We start from the raw sequence: 20,739 nt of genomic DNA, 5'->3' as shown, positions 1-20,739 counted from the left end.
GTTGCTCCTTACGAAACCTCGGACGTGTCGCCAGCCTTCGGCGCGACGTCGGTGGACTGGTGCCTGGTCTTGCGCTCCTGCTTGAGGCGCGCCACCACACCCTCGACCTCGGCAGCCACCGACTCGAAGGGGATCTGGGCGTGCTGCATGACCAGGTCGATGACCTGCGGGCCGGTCAGGTTGACCTCGGCCACGAGCGAGTCGGCGAGCGCCTTGACGGCATTCTGGTTGGAGTCGATAAGGCGCTCGGCCACCTCGTAGGTGGCGTTGACGATGTCCTCGGCTTGCTCGACGGCACGCGGCGAGTGGCCACCACCGATGGCGGCAGCCGAGGTGAGCCGGTCACCCATGCCGTAGTGCTCGACCATGGCCAGAGCCATGCTCATGGCCTGGTTGAGGTCGCTCGACACACCAGCCGAAGCGTCGTTGAGCACAACCTTCTCGGCCGCACGCGAGGCGACGGCGATGAGGACACGCCGGTAGCAGTCCTCCTTCATCATCAGGGAGAGCTCCTCGACGCGCTCGAACATGACTGCACCGAGGAAGTCCTCGGTCGGCGTCAGGGTCGCGCCGGAGCAGAGCATGCCGGCGGGCGGGTAGAGCACGACAGCGGTACCGTGACCGGCCTCGTGCACGGCGATCGGGTAGCGCTCCTTCTCGTGCAGGGGCACCGAGCGCGGCACGCCGTTCTTGTGCAGGCGGATCTCGGCGAACATGTCGGCGAAGGCCAGCGGTCGATCGCTGCCCTCGAAGATGATCGTGCGCATGGCCGCCTCGCAGACCTCCTCGATGTCAGCACCGGTCATGCCGCGCGAGAGCTGCACGAGCTGGTCGAAATCGAGGTCGTCGGCGACGTTCTTCTTGCGCAGGTAGAGGTTGAACAGGGCACGGCGGTTGTCGTCGTTGGGGGCGTTGACTGCGAGCTTCTTGGAGCCGAAACGACCGGAGCGGATCAAAGCCGGGTCGAGGGTCTCGAGCGCGACGTTGGTGGCAGCCATCCAGAGGATGCGCCAGGTGTGCTTCTTGTCACGCTTGGCCAGACCCCAGCGCTTGCGCAGCTTGAGCAGGAAGGTCTCGCCGCCCTCAGCGCCAGACATGACGGTGAGCAGCGACTGGAGCGTGCCGTTGCCGCCCATGCCACCGCCCATGAAACCACCCATGCCGCCCATGGGCATACCCATGCCACCACCGAGGCCACTACGCGTGGCGCCGATGGCGTCGATCTCGTCGAGGAAGACGACGCAGCCGCCGTACTTGCGAGCCAGCTTCTTGACGCGGCGCGACAGCCCGCGCACGAGCAGCATGCCCATGCCCATGAACGGACCGTTGAGCGAGGCAGCCGACGCGATCACGACAGGCAGACCAGCCTGGCTGGCGACGACCTTGGCAGCGAGCGACTTGCCGGTGCCGGGAGGGCCGTAGAGGAGCATGCCGTTCAGCGGCTTGGTGCCGTTCTTCTCGTAGAGCTCCCAGCGGCGCAGCGACTCGACCGCCTTCTGGAGCTCCTTCTTGACGCCCTCCGAGCCGATCCAGTCGGACCACTCCTTGGTCGGTGCGTCACCGGGCAGGTAGACCTCGGGCTTGTTGGCGTTGCCCATCATCCAGAACATCATGCCGAACTGGAAGCCGACGAAGACGATGGCCATGACGAACTGCAGGATGATCGAAGGCAGCATCGACAGGATGGAGTGCGAGGCACTCGGACCGATGATCGCGGGCAGCAGGAAGTAGACGGCGGCCACGAACGCGAAGATGTAGCGCGTGCGCCAGAGCGTGCCGAAGAACCGGTCACGGAACTTGGTGTTGAAGCAGCTCAGCCCGTTGAAAGCAACGAAGGCGATGGCTGCGATGACGAGAGTTGTGATAGTCACAGTGTCAACTCAATTCGTGTCGGAGTTACTTCCCGCTGCCGGCGGCAGCGGAGGAGTCGCTCGAGGACGGGGCGGTAGCGGGCGTGAGCGCGCTCTGGACGAAGCTTGTCAGGTCGCTCTGCGACGTGACGTCGATGCCGGTGGCGGCGCTGAGCAGCTGGAAGTTGGCATCGAAGAGGAAGAACTTCGGGTAGACCGGCTGCAGGAGCGCGTAGAGCGAAGGCGCCACCTGCTCGAATGCCTGGGGCGAGGCGAGCACCTGCTGCACCTGGCTCTGGAAGGACGAGTCCTTGAGCACCGCCTGCACCTGGGCCGCGGTGATGGTGGCATCGGCGCCGGCCTGCTGCTGAGCGACGCTCTGGGCGAGCGTGCTGACGACGGCGTTCTGCACGGCGGGGATGATGAACGACTGCTCGAGTGCGGCAGCGAGGTCCTTCTCGGTGTAGGGGTTGATGGCCAGGATCTTCACCTGGTCACCGAACTGCTTCACCACAGCCGGGATGTTGAGTGTCGACGAGTCGCATGCCTCGGTCGGGCACTCGATCAGGAGCACGGGCTGCCCAGGCTTGGCCGTGACTGCACCCGTGGAGGACTGCTGGATGTTGAGCTCGTCTGCGACATTGGACCGGGTCAGCCAGGTGATGCTGGGGGTCTTGTCGCCGGTCAGAAGACCGTTGTCCTTGGCGTAGACTCCGAACGCACCGAGCACAGCCGCGGTCGCGACGACGAACGTCACAACCTGCACAGCCCGGTGGCCGAAGAAAGCCCTGATGTGAGACTTCATGATTGTCCTTTAGACGTGGATGGAACTGCGCGGCGGAGTTGCCGGCAGTAGGACATTGCGAACACGCGTCTGAAAACCACGCGATTTGCTGCGCCAGACGATGTGAAAATGAATCGCTGAAAAATCGAGCACGAGCCGCACCACGAGACCTGGCGTGAAGGTATGTAAAAAAGGACTCTAAAGCTTTGGGCAGCGCTTCAGGCTTTTTTGGTTATGTTCTCGTGGGGCAAGAGGAAACTGGACATATTCAACCTATTGGCTTCCTCCCTCTGACGACAATCGCTTGACAACACGGCTTATGGTGCCTGACCGCTGCCATTTCACTGTTCAAAGGCGCAGCCCATCAGGGTTGGTTAAGATCTCGTGATGCCAAGATGTCCAATCCTTAAACTAGCTGGGACATTTGCAGAGCTAGCGCAGTACCTTTGTGACCATGCCAATGCAGAGCGCGCCAATAGCTCGCGTGAGCGCCAGGATTGTGCGCATATTGACTGGCTGAATATATCGGATTGTTACCTGAACCCCTACCCCGGGATTGGCACATCCGGCTCTGCGAGCTTGTTTTGACCTTATGACTTGATTAAGAAGCTGATGAAAAGCCGTATTTGCCATGTTCTCTCGTTTTCAGGCATCCCGTGGGGGAGCTTACGTGAGTGCTCGAACCAGTTGCATAGTCAGATGTCCTGTTTAACTTCATCGTTCTCGAGTTTTTGCCTCCGACTTCTCCATCTTCAGATTCAAGCAATCCGCCGTTAAGCGCACTTCCGTGCGCTGGGATGCTTGCCTGATTGTGAGCGGTGGCGGCGCTTGAGGCGTTTGTCTGCGGCGTTTCTGTCAGATTCGCCGCTCCTCCGTTGTCACTAAGACAGAAAAAGGAACCAAGTTATGAACTATCTAGATATGCTCGCCGCATTGTTTGCGGCTGGTGGACTTTTCTACCTCTATCGCTTGCTGCGCCCCTCGCATGTGCAGGCGACTTACGGCTACTCCGACTGGGAGAACGAGATCGGTCACGGTCTGTGCATGTTTGCCATGGTCACCATGCTCTCTCCGGCGTTCTTGCCCATCCCGGCTGCAGTCTGGACGTGGGTGCTGGGCGTTGGCGCCGCCGTTTTTACTGCTCGTGCCCTCACCTGGGGCAAGCGTGTCAACTATGCCACCAGGTGGTGGTGGGATTGGGCGCATGTGCTCATGCTGGGTGGCATGTCCATCATGTTCGCCGGCTTCTCGCCGCTCTGGCTCACCATCCCCTTCGGTCTCTTCTGGGCGTGGCTGGGTGCGTACTACCTGTATCAGCTCGTCCATGACTCGCGCACGGGCAAAGTGCTGTACATGGGTTCAGACATCGCTCACTCTGCTATGGGCTTCGTCATGCTGCTCATGCTTCTCTTTCCCATGGCGATGATGCCTGCTATGGGTGATTGCTGCTGTCATGGCGACATGCCCGGCATGCAGCACAACATGAGCGGCATGCCGCACAACATGTCCGACATGGATCACAACATGTCCGGCATGGGTCACGGCATGTCCGGCATGGATCACAACATGCCCGGCATGGACCACGGCTCCAAGAAGTAAGTTCAAGGCGGCGCGTCGAATTTCGAAACAAAAACGTTTCGAATGTTCGGCGCGCTTTCTTCTGTGCAACCATTATCCAGGAGGACTTATGGAAAACAAATCTCACGGCGGGAAGTCATGCTGTGGTGGTGCTGGCAAGCACAATGCTGCACCATCAGCGGTGGCGCTTCCCGTGCACGACGGTCTACCCCGAGCGGTGGATAAGGTCTGCGGTATGTCGGTTAAGGTCACCGACCAGGCTCATCAGCTCACCTATAACGGGCAGCAGTTCTACTTCTGCTGCGCCGGTTGCAGGCGCAAGTTCAACCTGGCGCCGGAGCGATATCTGAGCGGCACGCCGCGCAAGCGTGCCAAAGCGAAGCAGGCAGCTTCTTACACCTGCCCGATGCACCCCGAGGTTGTTTCGGCTAAGGCGGGTGATTGTCCCGATTGCGGCATGCCACTGGAACCGACTGTAGTCGGCGCCACAATCGATGATTCGGAAGAGCTCGAAACAAGCAAACGCTTGCGTTTGAGCGCCCTTTTCACTGTGCCTCTGGTTTTGCTCTCCATGAGTGCCATGTTTGCCACGCACGGCCAGTCTATGAGTGGTGCATCGCATCTGGTGTCATGTTGGCTGCAGTTTGCTCTCGCTTTGCCGATCGTCGGTTATGCTGCTCAACCGTTCTTCAAGCGGGGCTGGCAGTCGGTGCTGTCGCGCAAGTTCAACATGTTCACGCTGCTGGCACTGGGCATCGCCATTCCTTTCGTCAGCAGTTTGATCTCTTTGATCGCGGTTACTTTCTTCGCACAGGGCAGCACTGCAGAGCACATGGTCTACTTCGAGTCGGCTGGTGTGATAACGACGCTGGCCTGGCTTGGGCAGTTGCTGGAGTCGCGTGCTCGCACTCGCAGCACGAGCGCCGTGCGAGAGCTGGTTGCTCTGCTCCCTGCTGACGCCTGCGTGTTGCTTGCCGATGGCAGTGAAGAGCGGGTACCGGTCTCGGATCTTCTCGATCGCTGTCGGGTGCGTGTGCGTCCGGGTGAGCGTATTCCGGCCGATGGCATGATCGTGGAAGGCGAGACGCTGATCGACGAGTCGGCTATCACCGGCGAATCGCTGCCCGTGCAGCGTGTCTCGGGCGATGGTGTGAGAGCCGGTGCTCTCAACCAGACCGGCACCTTCGTCATGGATACCCGTGAAGTCGGTGAAGAGACGCTTCTGGCTCGAGTGATCGAGCTTGTCGGTGCAGCTCAGCGCACTCGCGTGCCGATTCAGACGCTGGCCGATAGGGTCTCGGCTGTCTTCGTTCCGCTTGTTGCTCTGGTTGCGGTGGCCAGCTTCTGCTACTGGCTTGCAGTCGGTGCTGGTCTGACGGCAGCGCTTACTTTCGCTACTGCCGTCTTCGTGATCGCCTGCCCCTGCGCACTTGGTCTGGCTACGCCGATGTCTATCGTCGTTGCTCTTGGCCGTTCGGCGCAGGCCGGGGTGCTTTTCAAAGAAGCGGCGGCAGCCCAGTTGCTTGGTGGTGCCGATACAGTCGTCATCGACAAGACCGGCACCCTCACCGAAGGCAAGCCTGTTCTGACGCGTCTGGCAGCCTTGTCGCCGTCAGGCAGTGCACCTGCTGCGTCCATGGACGAGGCGGAACTGTTGCGGCTTGTCGCCAGTCTCTCTGCTGTGAGCGAGCATCCGCTCAGCAAGGCGGTCGTACAGGCTGCTTCCAAAAGAGGTATCGCTCTGGCTCGGGTCGAGAACTTCGAGGCACAGCCAGGTGGTGGCATGGTCGGAGCCGTCGACGGACGGCGGGTCGCTGTCGGCAATCAGCGCTATTTGAACGGACTCGGACTGGCAGTCTCATCTGCTGGTGCTGGTACGCACAGTCTCGTTGCAGTGGACGGTGCGCCAGCCGGGGTGCTCGAGTTCTCTGACCAGCTCAAGTCGTCTGCACCGCACGTGGTGCGCGAGTTGCAGCGGTCCGGGCTGCGCGTCGTGCTTGCCAGCGGCGACAATTCGCAGTCTGTCGAGGCGGTGGCTCGTGCTCTGGGCATCGAGGAGATGCACGCGCAGATGACGCCGCAAGACAAAGCGGCTCTGGTGCTCAGTCTCAAGGATGCCGGCGGCAAGGTCGTCATGGTCGGTGATGGCATCAACGATGCGCCGGCTCTGGCCACGGCAGACGTCGGCGTTGCCATGTCTGACGGTACTGATATCGCTGTCAGCGCCGCTGACGTGGTTCTGCTCAAGGGTGACCTGACCGGGCTGCTCAACGGTCGCAAGGTGAGCCAGGCTATGGTCAGGAATATTCGCCAGAACCTTACTCTCGCCTTTGCATATAACGCGCTTTCCGTGCCGCTCGCGGCCGGATTCCTGGTCTCTACTGTCGGCTTCGTTCTGGATCCGATGGTGGCAGCCCTGGCGATGTCTTTCAGCTCCGTGGCTGTGATTGCAAACGCCTTGCGCCTGCGCAACATCAGTCTCTGATTGCCCTGGCACCCATAACTCCCCGGTCAGAGAGTTCTGACCGGGGTTTTCACTTGCATCAAGGAGTTCCCTATGGACCTTATCAACGTCACAGCGGCTCTTCCGGAGTCCGTGCTGCTTCCTTTCGCCGTCTGGTTCTTCGGCGTCGCCTGTTTCTATCTTTACCGTGGGCTCTTTCCGGAGTCGGTTAAAGCCGTCTACGGATACTCCGACCTGGAGAATGAGTTCGGGCACGGACTGTGCGCTCTGGCTATGGTGCCCATGCTGGCGCCTATGCTTTTGCCCATTCCCAACTTCGTCTTCACCGTCGCTCTGTCTGTGACGGCACTCTACTTCACCGCCCGCGCCCTGACCTGGGGCAAGCGAGTGCCTTACGCCACCAGGTGGTGGTGGGACTGGGCTCACGTCGGCATGCTGGGCGGTATGGCCGTCATGTATGCAGGCGTGCACTTCATGCCTTTGAGTGTTGGGCTCAGCCTTTTCTGGCTGTGGCTGACAGGTTATTACATCTACGAGTTCTGCCACGATTTCAAATCGCGCAGCCTCTTTTACATCGGTTCCGACCTCGCTCACGCCACCATGGGTGGTGTGATGTTGGTCATGTCGATCGCCCCTTCGCTCTTCATGGCGCATATGTCCATGTGACCTGAGCCTGGAGTTTTCCAAGGAGAATGACATGAATAACGCTAATGCGGGCGCACCACTGAGGCTGCGTCCTCGCCTTTCGGCTCTGGTGGCGGCCTTTCTGGATAAGCGTCCTTTCTTGCAAGATATGACGCTTGCCTGCGGCTCGCCTTTGAATGTTTTGTTTCCCGAACAGTTGGCTGAGAACGTCGCTTCTTTCCGGCGTGTCTTGAGCGACCACGGGCTTTCCGGTCGGATCTTTTTTGCTCACAAGTCGAATCAGTCGCATAGCCTGATTCGTCAGTTGGCGACCGAGGTGGTTGGTGCAGATGTGGCTTCTCCGGAGGAGCTGCGTCATGCACTGGGAGCAGGTTTCACCGGTGACAGACTGGAAGCGACAGGTCCCAAGTCGCCCGAGTTCATTGCCTTGTGCCTGCAGCATGCCGTCGTCTTGAACGTCGACAGTCTGGCTGAGTTGCGGGATATCGAAAAGGTCGCCCGTACTCTCAGGCTGAAAGAGCGAGCGCGGCTGCTTTTGCGGTTCTCCGGTTTCTTTGCTGCTCATACGCCTGTGCTGCAGAAGCAAAGTCGGTTTGGTATCGCATTCGATGCCAGGCGAGAAGCTCTGGAGTTCGTGGCGAAGAGCAAGTATCTGACGCTGCTTGGCTATTCTTTCCACCTCGACACCGTCACTGTTGATGAACGCGTCGTGGCGGTGGAGAACTGCCTCTCTGCCTTTGAGGAAGCGCTGACGATGGGGCTTGAGCCGCGTGTACTCGACATCGGCGGCGGTTTCAAAATTAGCTATCTCGAGAACGAGGAAGAGTGGCTGGCCTATGTTTCTGCGCTGAAGCAAGCTGCTCTGGGTGCCGGTCAGCAACTCACCTGGCAGAATAACTTCTTCGGACTGGCCGCTGATCAGGGTGTTTTGCGCGGCAAGCTCAACACATACTCGTACTTCGAGTCTCGTCCCGGTGCGCTTTTCCTGGATGACATCCTCAATGCGCAGTTGCCTTCATTGGGCGGACGCCCTGTTGGTGAGGTCCTGCGCGACAACATGATCGAGTTGTGGATCGAACCGGGCCGCGCTCTGCTCGATCAGTGCGGTGTCACCGTTGCTCGGGTCAACAGTGTGAAAGTCTCAGCCAGCGGCGATACTCTGGTCGGCTTGAACATGAAGCGCCAGGACCTGAGCTTCCTTGACCAGGAGGTGTTCGTAGACCCGGTGGTGATTAGCCGCAAATCGGCCGCTGGGAAGAATGTCGATGCCGGCACTGTCCATGGTGCGGACACAGCTGCTTCTGGTGCGGACACAGTTGCTGCCTCTGGTGCATCTGTTTTCTTTACAGGCAATCTCTGCCTGGAGGGCGACTTGATCTTCCGGCACAGGGTCTCTCTGCCCTTCCTGCCTGAGCCAGGCGACCTCGTCGCTTTCATCAACACTGCTGCTTACATGATGGACTTCAGTGCCACCAATTCCATCATGCAGCCGCCAGCGCGACGCGTTGCGGTTGTGCGTGAGCGCAGGCGCTTTCACTGGATGCTGGATGAGCAGTACACGCCCATCTGGCGTCTGACTCGCTAAGGAGACTGATTATGCTTGTTAAGAAAATGACCGATTTGATCGGTCGCACTCCGCTTCTGGAAATCGACCCGTCCGTGCACGGGTTGAAAAACATCACGCTGTACGCCAAGCTCGAGCATCTGAATCCGTTCGGATCGCTCAAGGACCGCCCGGCCTGGAAGATCCTGCAAGGTCAGATTGCCGGTGCTGCTGCCCTCGACCAGACCGTGATCGAGTCTTCCAGCGGCAACATGGCCAAAGCCATGTCCATTATCTGCAACATGCACGGCGTACCCTTCCGCGTCGTCACCAGCCGCATTCAGGTGCGTGAGGTGAAGCAGATGCTGCAGTTGCTCGGCGCTGAAGTGACCGAGTTTCCGGGCATGTCTTCCTGCCCCGACCCCAGCGACCCGAACAATCCGATCGCCTGGATCGAAAGGCTGGTAGCGGCTGAGCCGGGGAAGTACGTGCATACCACGCAGTTCACCAACGAGATGAACACAGCGGCTCACTTTGACGGCACGGGTCCTGAAATTCTCGCTGATCTCGGCGGCGCGCCTGTCGACTACTTCATCGCCGGTATGGGTACGACAGGCTCGTCTCGCGGCACTAGCGAGTTTCTGCGCTTGCACAACGAAAAGTTGCAGCTGATTGGCGTGGTGGCGAAGAAGGGCGACGGTGTTCCCGGCATTCGCAATGCCGACGAAATGTTCGAGGTGGGGCTGTTCCGCAAAGAGCTCTACCAGCAGATCGTAGAGGTTTCAATCGATGACGCTATCGATGGCATCGTCACGCTGACGCGCATGGGTGTGCTGGCGGGACCGACCTCGGGCGCTGCCTTCACCGCTGCCGTGAAGCGGTTGCGCGAAATCGACGCGACCTTGACGGAGCCTAAAAAGGCTGTCTTCATCGTCAACGACCGTGTCGAGTGGTATCTCAGTTACCTGCAGAAGTACCGCCCGCAACTGTTTGGCGTCGAAGCCCGCAAAGACTCACCGCGCAACGTCAACGCCGGCCAGGTGAGCAAAGCAAAGGAGCTGGCTCCGGCAGCTGCTGAAAAATGGCTCGCTGGCGGCAAGTCAGCTCTGGTTGTCGACCTGCGTGGGGCGCTCGCTTTCAAAGCAGGTCGCATCGCTGGTTCCATCAACCTGCCGACAGAACAGCTGGACGATCTGGCTGAATGGGGCGTGCCCTTCTCTCAAGACCAGCGTGTTCTCTTCGTTTGTCCGGTCGGTGACCAGTCGAAGCGTTTCGTCGCTTACTTCGCCAGCAAGGGCATCGACTGTGCATCGCTCAAAGGCGGCTTCATCGCCTGGCGCGATGCGGGCAAGCCCTTGCAGAAGTCTGTCTCTGCCAGGAAGTGAGGTTCTTATGACCAAGAAAAGAAAGGTCAGTGGTGCAACGCCACCGCCTGACAGTTGCGCTGTCGAACCGCAGGCTTTCTCTGTAGATGCGGTTCGGCAGCTGTTTCCTGTGTTTCAACGCGAACCGAACACCATCTTCTTCGATAACGCTGCTACGACTCAGAAGCCGCAGACTGTTATCGACGTGGTGAGTGAATTCCTCGCCTATGAGTGCTCTAACTCTGCGCGCGCTGCCTACGCACGCAGCACTAAACTCAGTGCTCGCCTGGAAGAAACGCGCGCTCGCGTCGCTCGTTTTATCGGCGCTACTCCCGAAACAGTCTGCTTCACGAGCGGAGCTACTGAGAGTCTGAATCTCGTGGCTCTGTCGTGGGGGCTGGCTAATCTCAAATCCGGCGATGAGATCATGCTCTGTTTGCAAGACCACAAGTCGACGGTGCTGCCGTGGTTGAACTTGCAGTCGACTCTCAAGCAGTTCGGAATCGAGATCAACATCGTTCCGATTCGGCTTCACCATGAGGGCGACTATGAGCTCAAGAGCATTCGCGAAGCTCTTAGCGATCGCACTCGTTTGATTGCGGTCAGCCATGTTCATCATCTTTTCGGACTGGACATGGAGATCGGTGAGATTCGCAAGATTGTCGGACGGAAAGTCTTGATTTCGCTTGACGCCAGTCAGAGCATCGGGCATCGCCCGGTCAATGTCAGGCGACTCAACGTCGATTTTCTTTCCTTCTCAGGGCACAAGATGTTCAGCAGCAACGGCGTTGGCGTGCTCTATGTGCGCAAGTCGTTGCTGGGGCAGCTTAAGCCTGTCATCGTCGGTGGTGGCATGACGAGGGCGCCCGGAAGTGAATTCAGCGTTTCGCCGCAATCGGCAGCGACTCTGCTCGAGGCGGGCACACAGAACATTCCCGCTATTCTTTCGCTGGGCGCTGCTCTGGATTTCATCGAGTCCATTGGCGGTTTGGGCGTCGTGGATCGCAGGCTGTCGGCTTTGACTCGTAGCTTGTACAGCAAGCTGAAAACCCTGCCTGGAATTGACTTTTCGCCGGGAGTCGACCGCTGTGGTTGCCATCGCGGATTCGGCATCGTTTCGTTCAGATTCGAGCATGTCTCGACCAGTGACCTGGCGTTTCTGCTCGAAAGCGAGGATATACTCGTGCGCACCGGCGACCACTGCCTGACCACTGTTCAGGATGGCGACGACTACGTGCGAGTCAGCATGCATGTGTACACCAGCGAGGCAGAAATCGATCGCTTGATTGAAGTGCTTCGCAGCAACATCTAGTCAATCAGCGCGGGTGGTCTCTGCTCCGGCTGCCACCCGCCAATCTGGAGCAAAACGGATGCCTACTAACTTGCCAGACCGTCACTTCCTGCGTCAGCTGGAAGGCTACCACACGGTGCCTGACCCGGTTCCGCCGCAGTATTACACGCTCACGTTTCTCGCTGTTCTAGTCGCCGGCACGCTGGGCGCGTTTGTGGCGACGATGATTTTCGGCGTCTCGATCTTCTAGTTTCTTTTAGCATCGGGTTGCTCAAGGCGGTTGCACGCTGCCTTGAGCGCCTGGATGCTTGATTCGAATCCCTGTTGTATGGTTCTGAATGTGCCACTGCTGATAGTGCTATTTCTTTCCCAGTTTTCTACTATACTAAGTAGATAGTGCGTCGCCGAACCGCCGAAACGCAGTGAGATCTGTGAACTTGTAGAGCATCAGTTGAGGTTGTGTAAACCTCACCAAGGGGTGGGCTTGCAATTTTCGCCAGGTTTGGCAATATGGAACCAGAAGGTGTCCCCGCGAAGTGCAGAAGTTGAAGATCCAATACGGTAGTCTCTTGCTTTGCCTGATTGCAGTTCAGTCTGGCTTCCCTTTGCATGCAATGGCTGGTTCGAGTAGCTGGACTATAGACAGCAAAACTTCGAATGTGCACTTCTATACAAAAAATGGTGCATCAATGAGTGTTCAGGGCACCTTCAGCAATGTATCAGGGGAAGTGCAGTACGACCCTGCCATGCCTGATGGTTCCAGGGTCTTGGCGAAGATTCCCTTGAGTACGATTTCAACAAGCATCGTCAAAAGGGATGAAGACCTGAAAAGTGTTGGTTATTTCGATGTGGCGAAATATGCCGATGCCTCATTCGTTTCGACTAAATTTGCTAAGCAGGCGGGCAGCGGCAGCGGCGCTAAGAGAGCTTTGAATGGAAAAAACTCAGGCTCGAAGAGTTCAACGAATAAGTATGTATTGACTGGCAAATTTACCCTTCACGGTGTGACCAGAGTTGTTGATGTCCTCATGGATTTGCCAAAACTAACCACTGGTAAAGCTGGTCAGAGTCGCCTCTCTGCCATCGGTTCAACCGTCGTGGATCAAGGTGATTACAACCTCACCTTGAAGAAGCTGCATCCTGATGGCTTCGTCTGGATCAACAAAGCCATTACGATCGTGATCAAGATAGATGCGGTCAAGAAATAGTGACCTATTATTGGCAGTTGTGGCACCACAACTGGGAAGATTCGGACATCGATTTGCTGATTCAGAAGTGGGCATTGAAAGGCAACAAGGTGCTGCAATAAATCAATAAAGTCTTGCCGCAGCTAATTTCTCCAACACTGCTGCGGCGAGTGCGCTAGCCCTGTCGGATGGACTGTCTGACCGGCCAGGTGGCGCAGCGGCGCTACATGAGTCCAGGGCGCGTGGGGTGGAGGGTTCCAGCCGTCGAATCTCTTACTTGCTTGCGCAGCGCCACTGCCGGGCTCACACAGGGGCTTAATGTTCTCTGTATGATTAATCTTGACATCGAGCCGAGCAGTTCAATACGGTAAGAGTATCTCTCTTGCCCCTAACCAAACGAAACTCTCGGCCCACTTGTAACTTGCCCTGAAGAAAGCCTATCTGCTTGCGCCATAACCGGCGTGGAATCGGCTCCGTTCAGTGTTTTAAGACCCGAGTTTGAGGTTTCGAGCAATGTGAGAGCTCTTCGCCAGGCGAGCGCCAACAATGGCGATGGACAACGCTCGCTCTTCGCTGACATAGTTCAGTGAGTTCAGGAATTGTTCCTGAACGCTTGACTGTTATCAATCAGGCCGCATTAGACGGCTATGACAAGAAGGGAGCAGAAAGATGAAAGTCTTTCTGAATCACCTCGGCACTCGCTTCAAGAGGTTCGCCGGCTTCGTTCGCACGCACAAGACTCCGGTTCTGCTCGGTCTTGGTCTCGTGCTCGTGGCAGCGGTTATCGCAGCTGCTGTTCTCTCCTCTTCCAGCGCGCCCGTGACTCCTGGACGTGCTACTTCTTCCACCACATCTTCGTCGGTGGCGAACAACCCTGGCACCGTCTCTGGTGGCGACTCGACGCACGCCAACGCTGCCGCTTCAGCCGACAGCACCGACAGCACCACCAGCACCATCGCTGACTGCGTTGGAGCCCGTTACAGCTGCAATGGCGCTGCTTCCAACATCAAGCCTGAGTCCGACCTCTACAAGGTGCTGCAGGACAAGCCCGAAACGGTCAAGTCGCTGCAGTTCCAGAACGGCACCAACGTCGTCACGGTGACGTTCAACAACAAGACGACCTACACGGTCTACGCATCCGACGCCTTCGACCTCGATAACATCCGGGCGCTGGCGATCAAGCATGACGTTCCGTTCGCAAGCACTGCCGCCCCTCAGGCAAACAGTGGTGACAACTCTGTTGTCGGAACTGTGGCTCTGGTGCTTGTGATCATGCTGTTGCTCGCTCTTGCAGTCTACGCTTTGCGTCGTCGTGCTACCACTCTGGCTGCGCAACAGCCTGGACAGAGTGCTGGTTCTACAGCGCAGCCGAGTGCACCGACTGGCATGTTCTCTCGCTCTGCATCCAGGAACAGCGACGCGCCTCTGGTCGAGACGATTCGCTTCAAGGATGTGATCGGTCAGGATGACGCCAAGAAGGCGCTCATGGGCGTGGTTCGCTACTTGAAGAACCCCAGCCGCATCAACAAGATCGGTGCGCGCATCCCCCGCGGTGTGCTCCTCACCGGTCCCGGCGGTCTGGGCAAGACACTGCTCGCGCGTGCCACCGCCGGTGAGGCGGGGGTGCAGTTCCTCTCCATGAACGGCTCTGACTTCATGGAGACTTACGTCGGTGTCGGCTCGCAGCGCGTTCGTGCCCTGTTCGCTCAGGCGCGAGCTTTCAACGCTCCGTGCATCATCTTCATCGACGAGATCGACGCCATCGGTGCCAAGCGTTCGCGTGGTGCCGGCGAAGGTGGTGGCAGCAATGATGAGCAGGTGCGCACCCTGACGGCTCTGCTGGCCGAGATGGACGGTTTCAAGACCAACGCGCATCCGCACCCGATCATCGTTCTGGCGGCGACCAATCGGGGCGAGGCTCTCGACCCGGCGCTCCTCCGGGCAGGGCGTTTCACCCGCAAGGTGAAGCTGACCGTGCCCAAGCTGCCTGACGTGATCAAGCTGTTCCAGCACTATGCAGGCAAGCTCACTCTGGCAGCCGATGTCGACCTCGAGGCAATCGCGAAGAAGGCGGTCGGTCTGCCCGGCGCTTCCATCGAGAACATCTGCAACGAGGCGGCGCTCATGCTCGCTGATGAGGGGCATGAGGATGACGTGACGGTGACGCAGGCGTATCTCCTCGCCGCTGTCGACAAGGAGATCAAGCAGCAGATCTCGAGCTCGCCGGCCAAGCGCTTTGCCGCCGACGAGAACTCGATCAAGCTCGCCGACGTCATCGGTCAGCAGATCGCCAAGGAAGACGTGGCCGACATCGTCGCCTACTTGCGCGACCCGGTCGCCTTCAAGGCGCGTGGTACCAGGATGCCCAAGGGCACGCTTTTCGTCGGTCCTCCTGGTGAGGGTAAGACTCTGCTCGCTCGTGCGGTTGCGGGTGAAGCTGAGGTGCCCTTCTTCACGATCTCGGGTTCGGACTTCGTCGAGATGTTCGTCGGCGTGGGTGCGGCTCGTGTGCGTGAGTTGTTCGAGCAGGCGAAGCTGAACGCGCCGTCTATCATCTTCATCGATGAGATCGACGCGATCGGCAAGAAGCGTTCCATGCGCGCCGAGAACTCCGACTCGGAGCGCGAGCAGACGCTCAACCAGCTGCTGGTCGAGATGGACGGCTTCGGTGGCGACACTGAGGTGATCGTTCTGGCGGCCACCAACCGCCCGGACATTCTGGACGAGGCGCTGCTTCGCCCGGGACGTTTCGACCGTCAGGCGACGTTCTACAAGCCTGACTATGCAGACCGCCTGCCGCTTCTGCAGTACCACTTCAAGGGCAAGGTTCTGGCCGACGACGTTGACCTGGACCACTTCGCTCACAACACAGCCGGCTTCTCGGGCGCCTCTATCGCCAACCTGGCCAATGAGGCGTCGCTTTTGCAGGCGCGCGACAACGCACCTGCGATCACGGCTTTGCACATCGACGACGCCATTACTCGGGTGCTCATCGGAGCCCCGCGCAAGTCGCGTCTGATGGGTGCGAAGGAGAAGCTGAACGTGGCGGTGCACGAGGGCGGACACGCTGTCGTGTATCACGTCGCCTCTGAGGGCGAGCCGATCGCTCGCATCACCATCATGCCTCGCGGTGACAGCGGTGGTCACGTGCAGACCCTCAACGACGACCAGTTCATGATGACCGACAAGGACATCCTGGTGCGCATCGCCATGGCGCTGGGAGGTCGGGCCGCTCAGGATATCGTGCTCGGTTTCACCGACACTGGTGCCTCGAGCGACTTCCAGCAGGCTCGCCGTCTGGCGTACCTGTATGTGGCTGAGTACGGCATGTCACGGCTGGGACCGCTGACGACGATCGAAGGAGTCGAGCGTTCGCCGGAGGAGAAGCGCCTCATCGAGGTCGAGGTGCAGGCAGTGCTGAAGCAGTGCGAGACTCTCGCACGCGACATCATCGTCGGCAACCGTGCCAACTTCGACCGCCTGGTCGAGGTCTTGCTCGAGAAGGAGACGATTCTCGGCCCGGAGTTCGCTCAGATCATTGCCGGCGGCGACACTGTGCCTCTGGTCAAGCCTGCTGTGGTCGAGGTGGAGGAGCATGTCTGCGCCGTTGCAGATGTAACTCCTGCCGTCGAGGTCGAGATCAAGGCCGAGGCTGAGCGAGGACGTCGCACCATCACGTTGCCCGATTTCGGTCGCGCTCGCTCGTTGGCGGGAGCGCTCGGTGGGCTGCGTGTGCCTCGCCTGCGTAAGCCCCGTCAGGAGCGGGTCGGCGCGGGTAGTTAGAGCTGAGGGGTGGGCACCGTATCAGGTGCCCACCCCGGCTCTTCTCTGAGTGTCTTTTTTGAGGACTGCTACTATTAATCAATATAGTATAGATGAATTCTGAGCATTAGAGTGTTGCTTTGAGCCCGCCGCTCTGCCTCACTGCATGAGCGTTTTAGGGAATCGGATGTCCTTCGTTTGGTATCAGTCGCATGTCGAGATGGATGAATATTCTTTCTTTCGATGTCATTCCATTTGTTATTACTCTAATTGGCACATGCCAGTCCGGAAAGTGCATGTCCGGAATCGTGAATGTAATACTAGATCTGGTGGCTGATACGATCCGCGCCGAGCGGCTTCCTACCATGACAGTGTTCTCTGAGATGACAGGGGAAAAGCCATCGCCGCGCACCGTAACATCGTGCAGGGGCGGTGTTGAGAGTGTGTCGATGAATGTAATTCGAGGAGCGGCTTTAACCGAAACGTCAAATGGAGTACTTTCCACAGAATGTACGGAAACAGTGAGCTTCTGATTGCCTGGGTCAACGCGCTCAGGTGGTTTGCAAACGATTTCGTTGGCGTTGCTGCTAATGAGCCTGACGGGCTTGCCTCCAATCGTTACTTTGATGCGGTCCTTGTGCTCGCAGAAATTTTGCCCTCGTATGGTGAGCCGGTCCACGGCACTGAGAGTCTGTGGTGTTACCGAGGTGATGATTGGTCTTTTGATGAAAAGCCGCCATTTGAGCCACGCACCTGATGGACCAAATCCTCTCACCTGCAGTGAGTTGTTTCCCGTATGTAATTTGCCGGACATATCGATTGTGAAATTCGCATTGCCTTTGAAGTGGCTGAAGTCAGCCAGAGGACTGCGGTTGAGCGTGATCTGCAGGTCGGATGCTTTCGGTCTTCCTTCCGCTCCATTCTCAACTTCAAAAACAAGTGGTAGTCTGTCCTGACCAGTCTTCAAATGAAGATTATCGCCCCAGCTGTGCCAGGCGCCCGCCCTTGTTACAAGTGGCTTCGATTCTTGCAGAAGGGCCATATCGGTGTTGACGGCAAAACACGGCGTTGCGGCGAAAAATGCGGCGCCAACAAGAGCAGAAAATATCGAGCCAACAAAATATGACGGTGTGGCAAAAGATGAAGCGCTACCGCGAGATAACGCTGCATGGTTCAAAGATCTGACAATTCGAGCATTTACTCGCATCTGATGCCTCCGTTATAGAGTTGAAACATAATTCTCGACTTCTTTCAGGTGTTCCAGTCGCTGATCGATTAACTGTTCTGGCATACGTTTATGCTTCTTCAGATGGTGCTCGTACACCATGCTGGCCACCAGCCAGGATGCGTTGCCGAGTACAGCCATACTGGTTCCGACTGTACCGCAAATTGCTCCCTTGTAGTTCAGGTCGAATTGCTTACGCACACGCCAGGGAAAGTAGTGATAATAGCCTCTGGTGCCTAAAATGCCTTGCGTCATCAGCAGCGAACCAATCGCAGGACCGGCGATCGAGTTTTGCAGTGCCACCTTATTTAGTTGCTGCATCGTTTTTACTTCACTGTTTAATTGCTTCTCGAACAGATCACCCGCTTGACTGTAGATAGCCAGTCGTTGCGTGGAATTCGTCGAAGGCGTCTCTTGCGTGGCAGCAGACAGGTCTTCCAGTTGTTTGCGCAGCGCCGGTAATTCTTCGATTTGCTTTTGCGAAACCCCGAATTTGCGTTGCTGTGCCGCCAGCAAATGCTTGCGATAGAGTTTCAACTCGGCTGCACACAAGAGCGGAGTCGCTGCAGCCATGGCACCGCTGATGGTGAACAGGATGTTGGAGGTACCGTTCAAGCGTGGCTGGGTCAGTGACTTATAGCCGACTTCGGCTGCTACAGCGCCGAGGATATTGTAGGATGCGTTAAGCAGGAAAAAGAGGTTTTCCGTCGCCGCAGAACTTGTAGTGTTAGCGCTGAACTGGCTGTACTCATCGACAAAGCATCCACGCAGACCCTCAAGCACTTTTCCTTCAATCACGGCTCGGTTGTAAATGGGATCGCCGCTATTTGCTTCGACCAGTTGTTTTCTTTCTGCCAGTAGCTTGTCGACTTCTTTTAGATGTGCAGTGACGGCTCTGTTGGTCGACGCGGTGTCTTTTCCTTGTTTGCGCGCCTGGATGTATTTAGCGAGATTGGCTGAGAGCATGTATCCAGAGCCTGATCCTGCAACGATCGAGCCGATTTCAACCGCTCTAAGTCCGTTGCCCAGAGTGTCCGGTTCAAAGTCACGCACTCGTCTTCGTGCTCTGCCAAACTGTTGCACAGCGGTTGCTTCAAAGGCTAAACCGGTAGCTGCGCCAGCTTCTTGTGTTCCGAAGAAGACAAACTTGTTAAACTGCGAACGATGCACACTCTTTCTTCGATATTCCAGACTGAGGCGCTCCAGCGCGATTGACTCCATCAAGATACGTTTGGTGATCGCTGAATACTGGCTTCTAAAATCTGCTTGAACAGGCGCCGCCGGGCTGCTTGTCACGGCTTCGGCTAAGGCCGGCGGACAAACAAGTTGCAGAAAGAAAAGTGAAAGAATCAGGTTTTTTGAACGGTTATGAGCGATAAACTTTTTCATTCAACAATAAAGATTCCGTGAAAAGAGATCTCGAAGCGGGGACTTATGAAGCTTTTCAGTACTGAAAGCGGCAGTCTGTCGGTGTCTTGTAATGATCCAGATGCAATGCCCGACTGTCAGTTGTCGAGGTGTTTGCGCAAATGAAAGATAACTAGCGGGCGACAATAGCTGTCTATAATACTCAGAACTGATGAGCATCAGGCACAGATTCGCTTCTTGGAGACCAAATGGCCAAATTATTTATTGTTATCCTCTGTGCGCTTTATTACTTCTTTGGAGAAACACCTATGGTTACAGCTGCAGAAACGAAGCCTGTTACGCAGGCGGAAGTACATGACATCGCATTGCAAGGCTATTGTTATCTGTATCCACTCGTGTTGATGGACGTTACTCGTCGCCAGATGACCAGCATTCCAGCCGGAAAAGTGCCTGGTTTCGGACCAACCAACTCATTTCAACACATTCGTGCATATCCGCCTGCCGAGATGAGGACAGTCGTCAGACCCAACTTCGATACGCTGTACAGTATCGCCTGGGTAGATGTAACCAAAGAACCAGTGATTGTAAGCGTTCCCGACACTGGTGGTCGCTATTATCTGTTGCCTATGCTTGATATGTGGTCAGATGTTTTTGCTGTTCCAGGCTGGAGAACCAGCGGCACTGGTGCGAAAAAATTCGCTGTGGTGAGCGCCGGCTGGTCAGGAAATCTTCCTGCCGATGCCGAGAAAATTGAGAGTCCAACTCCGCACTTCTGGATCATCGGCCGTACGCAAACCAACGGACCGGCTGATTACGAGGCAGTGCACAAGGTGCAAGACGGTTTCACAGTCACACCGCTTTCGCAGGTCGGTAAAACTGCCCAGCCGCTAGAGGCTAAAGCCGATCCGGAGATCGACCCTAAGACCGAGCCGCTTCGTTATGTTGCGCAAATGCCGCCTGAAAAGTTTTTTGCATATGGTGCCGAATTGATGAAACTGAATCCGCCGCACAGCACTGACTGGTCCATGCTGACCAGACTGAAACGGATCGGCTTTGCACCTGGTAAGCCATTTGATCTGAAACAGTTCGATGCTGCTACTGCGGCTGAATTCAAACGTGGAACTGAAGAGGCTCTTAAACAGATGCAGGCAAAAACTGCATCCATAGGTCAGGTTAAGGGCTGCTGGTCAATCGGTGTAGACACGATGGGTGTCTACGGTGATTCCTACTTCAAGCGCGCTATCGTAGCCTTAGCTGGATTGGGTGCGAATCAGCCGGAAGACGCTATCTATCCGATTAGCGTGCTCGACAGCAAAGGCCAGGTAATCACCGGTGACAAGAAATACACCTTGCACTTTGATAAAGAGCATGTGCCACCAGTGGATGCATTCTGGTCGGTGACAATGTACGACAAAGAAGGTTTCCAGGTCGCAAACGTACTGAATCGATTTGCGGTAAGTTCCTGGATGCCTCTTAAGAAAAACGCTGACGGCTCGATTGATTTGTATGTTCAACACGAATCGCCCGGTCCGGATAAAGAATCAAACTGGCTACCATCACCTGCATCTGGTGAGATCAGTTTGACCATGCGCTTGTATGCACCGAAAACTGCTGTTCTCAACGGTGATTGGTTGCCACCGCCTATAGTTCGCGTGGATTAATTTAGAAGGCTCAGCGC

Annotated in this window: 12 protein-coding genes and 1 pseudogene; 9 read left to right on the top strand and 4 right to left on the bottom strand. The window is 57.1% G+C overall.

The features are described from left to right. Positions 1-8: 8 nt before the first annotated feature. Complete coding sequence (locus EKK48_12945) at positions 9-1,871, bottom strand: AAA family ATPase (protein RTL41818.1); 1,863 nt, start codon at positions 1,869-1,871, stop codon at positions 9-11. Positions 1,872-1,896: 25 nt separating this feature from the next. After that, the gene (locus EKK48_12940; protein RTL41817.1) at positions 1,897-2,655 is read right to left on the bottom strand and encodes a hypothetical protein; all 759 of its coding nucleotides are present in this window, start codon (positions 2,653-2,655) and stop codon (positions 1,897-1,899) included. Between the two features lie 1,458 nt (positions 2,656-4,113). Between EKK48_12940 and EKK48_12935 the strand changes: the two are divergent. The 8 genes and pseudogenes from EKK48_12935 (at position 4,114) to hflB (ending at position 16,489) form a co-directional block, all read left to right on the top strand. Beyond that, positions 4,114-4,224, top strand: a pseudogene (locus EKK48_12935) (copper resistance protein CopA). A gap of 97 nt (positions 4,225-4,321) precedes the next feature. Next, on the top strand, positions 4,322-6,697 hold the full coding sequence (gene cadA / locus EKK48_12930) for a cadmium-translocating P-type ATPase (protein ID RTL41816.1): 2,376 nt from the start codon (positions 4,322-4,324) through the stop codon (positions 6,695-6,697). Positions 6,698-6,769: 72 nt separating this feature from the next. After that, complete coding sequence (locus EKK48_12925) at positions 6,770-7,342, top strand: hypothetical protein (protein RTL41815.1); 573 nt, start codon at positions 6,770-6,772, stop codon at positions 7,340-7,342. Between the two features lie 31 nt (positions 7,343-7,373). Then, complete coding sequence (locus EKK48_12920) at positions 7,374-8,906, top strand: Y4yA family PLP-dependent enzyme (protein RTL41814.1); 1,533 nt, start codon at positions 7,374-7,376, stop codon at positions 8,904-8,906. Between the two features lie 11 nt (positions 8,907-8,917). Next, complete coding sequence (locus EKK48_12915) at positions 8,918-10,249, top strand: pyridoxal-phosphate dependent enzyme (protein RTL41813.1); 1,332 nt, start codon at positions 8,918-8,920, stop codon at positions 10,247-10,249. Continuing rightward, positions 10,206-11,540 carry an aminotransferase class V-fold PLP-dependent enzyme gene (locus EKK48_12910; GenBank protein RTL41812.1) on the top strand — a complete coding sequence of 445 codons (1,335 nt, stop codon included), beginning with the start codon at positions 10,206-10,208 and terminating at the stop codon, positions 11,538-11,540. The genes EKK48_12915 and EKK48_12910 overlap by 44 nt, the downstream gene beginning before the upstream one ends. A gap of 515 nt (positions 11,541-12,055) precedes the next feature. Continuing rightward, positions 12,056-12,727: a YceI family protein gene (locus EKK48_12905; protein ID RTL41811.1), complete on the top strand. Its 672-nt coding sequence runs from the start codon at positions 12,056-12,058 to the stop codon at positions 12,725-12,727. A gap of 648 nt (positions 12,728-13,375) precedes the next feature. Continuing rightward, entirely contained in the window at positions 13,376-16,489 is a 3,114-nt protein-coding gene (gene hflB / locus EKK48_12900; GenBank protein RTL41810.1) for an ATP-dependent zinc metalloprotease FtsH, read from the top strand. 154 nt (positions 16,490-16,643) lie between these two features. Here hflB and EKK48_12895 read toward each other — a convergent pair whose 3' ends face one another. Then, the gene (locus EKK48_12895) at positions 16,644-17,675 is read right to left on the bottom strand and encodes a hypothetical protein (protein ID RTL41809.1); all 1,032 of its coding nucleotides are present in this window, start codon (positions 17,673-17,675) and stop codon (positions 16,644-16,646) included. Positions 17,676-17,687: 12 nt separating this feature from the next. Next, positions 17,688-19,082, bottom strand: coding sequence for a hypothetical protein (locus tag EKK48_12890; GenBank protein ID RTL41808.1), 1,395 nt, complete (start codon positions 19,080-19,082; stop codon positions 17,688-17,690). A 287-nt stretch (positions 19,083-19,369) separates the two neighbouring features. Between EKK48_12890 and EKK48_12885 the strand changes: the two genes are divergently transcribed. Further along, the gene (locus EKK48_12885; protein ID RTL41921.1) at positions 19,370-20,722 is read left to right on the top strand and encodes a DUF1254 domain-containing protein; all 1,353 of its coding nucleotides are present in this window, start codon (positions 19,370-19,372) and stop codon (positions 20,720-20,722) included. Positions 20,723-20,739 lie beyond the last annotated feature (17 nt).

This window comes from Candidatus Melainabacteria bacterium, assembly GCA_003963305.1.
Lineage (GTDB): Bacteria > Cyanobacteriota > Vampirovibrionia > Obscuribacterales > Obscuribacteraceae > PALSA-1081.
The sequence above is the reverse complement of the archived record's forward strand: the minus strand, read 5'-3'. Positions and strand labels throughout refer to the sequence as shown.

What these genes read in the sequence shown, in the direction of transcription:
- EKK48_12940 (RTL41817.1), bottom strand. Translation starts at nt 2,655, where the DNA reads ATGAAGTCTCACATCAGGGCTTTCTTCGGCCACCGGGCTGTGCAGGTT.
- cadA (RTL41816.1), top strand. Translation starts at nt 4,322, where the DNA reads ATGGAAAACAAATCTCACGGCGGGAAGTCATGCTGTGGTGGTGCTGGC.
- EKK48_12925 (RTL41815.1), top strand. Translation starts at nt 6,770, where the DNA reads ATGGACCTTATCAACGTCACAGCGGCTCTTCCGGAGTCCGTGCTGCTT.
- EKK48_12920 (RTL41814.1), top strand. Translation starts at nt 7,374, where the DNA reads ATGAATAACGCTAATGCGGGCGCACCACTGAGGCTGCGTCCTCGCCTT.
- EKK48_12915 (RTL41813.1), top strand. Translation starts at nt 8,918, where the DNA reads ATGCTTGTTAAGAAAATGACCGATTTGATCGGTCGCACTCCGCTTCTG.
- EKK48_12910 (RTL41812.1), top strand. Translation starts at nt 10,206, where the DNA reads ATGCGGGCAAGCCCTTGCAGAAGTCTGTCTCTGCCAGGAAGTGAGGTT.
- hflB (RTL41810.1), top strand. Translation starts at nt 13,376, where the DNA reads ATGAAAGTCTTTCTGAATCACCTCGGCACTCGCTTCAAGAGGTTCGCC.
- EKK48_12895 (RTL41809.1), bottom strand. Translation starts at nt 17,675, where the DNA reads ATGCGAGTAAATGCTCGAATTGTCAGATCTTTGAACCATGCAGCGTTA.
- EKK48_12890 (RTL41808.1), bottom strand. Translation starts at nt 19,082, where the DNA reads ATGAAAAAGTTTATCGCTCATAACCGTTCAAAAAACCTGATTCTTTCA.
- EKK48_12885 (RTL41921.1), top strand. Translation starts at nt 19,370, where the DNA reads ATGGTTACAGCTGCAGAAACGAAGCCTGTTACGCAGGCGGAAGTACAT.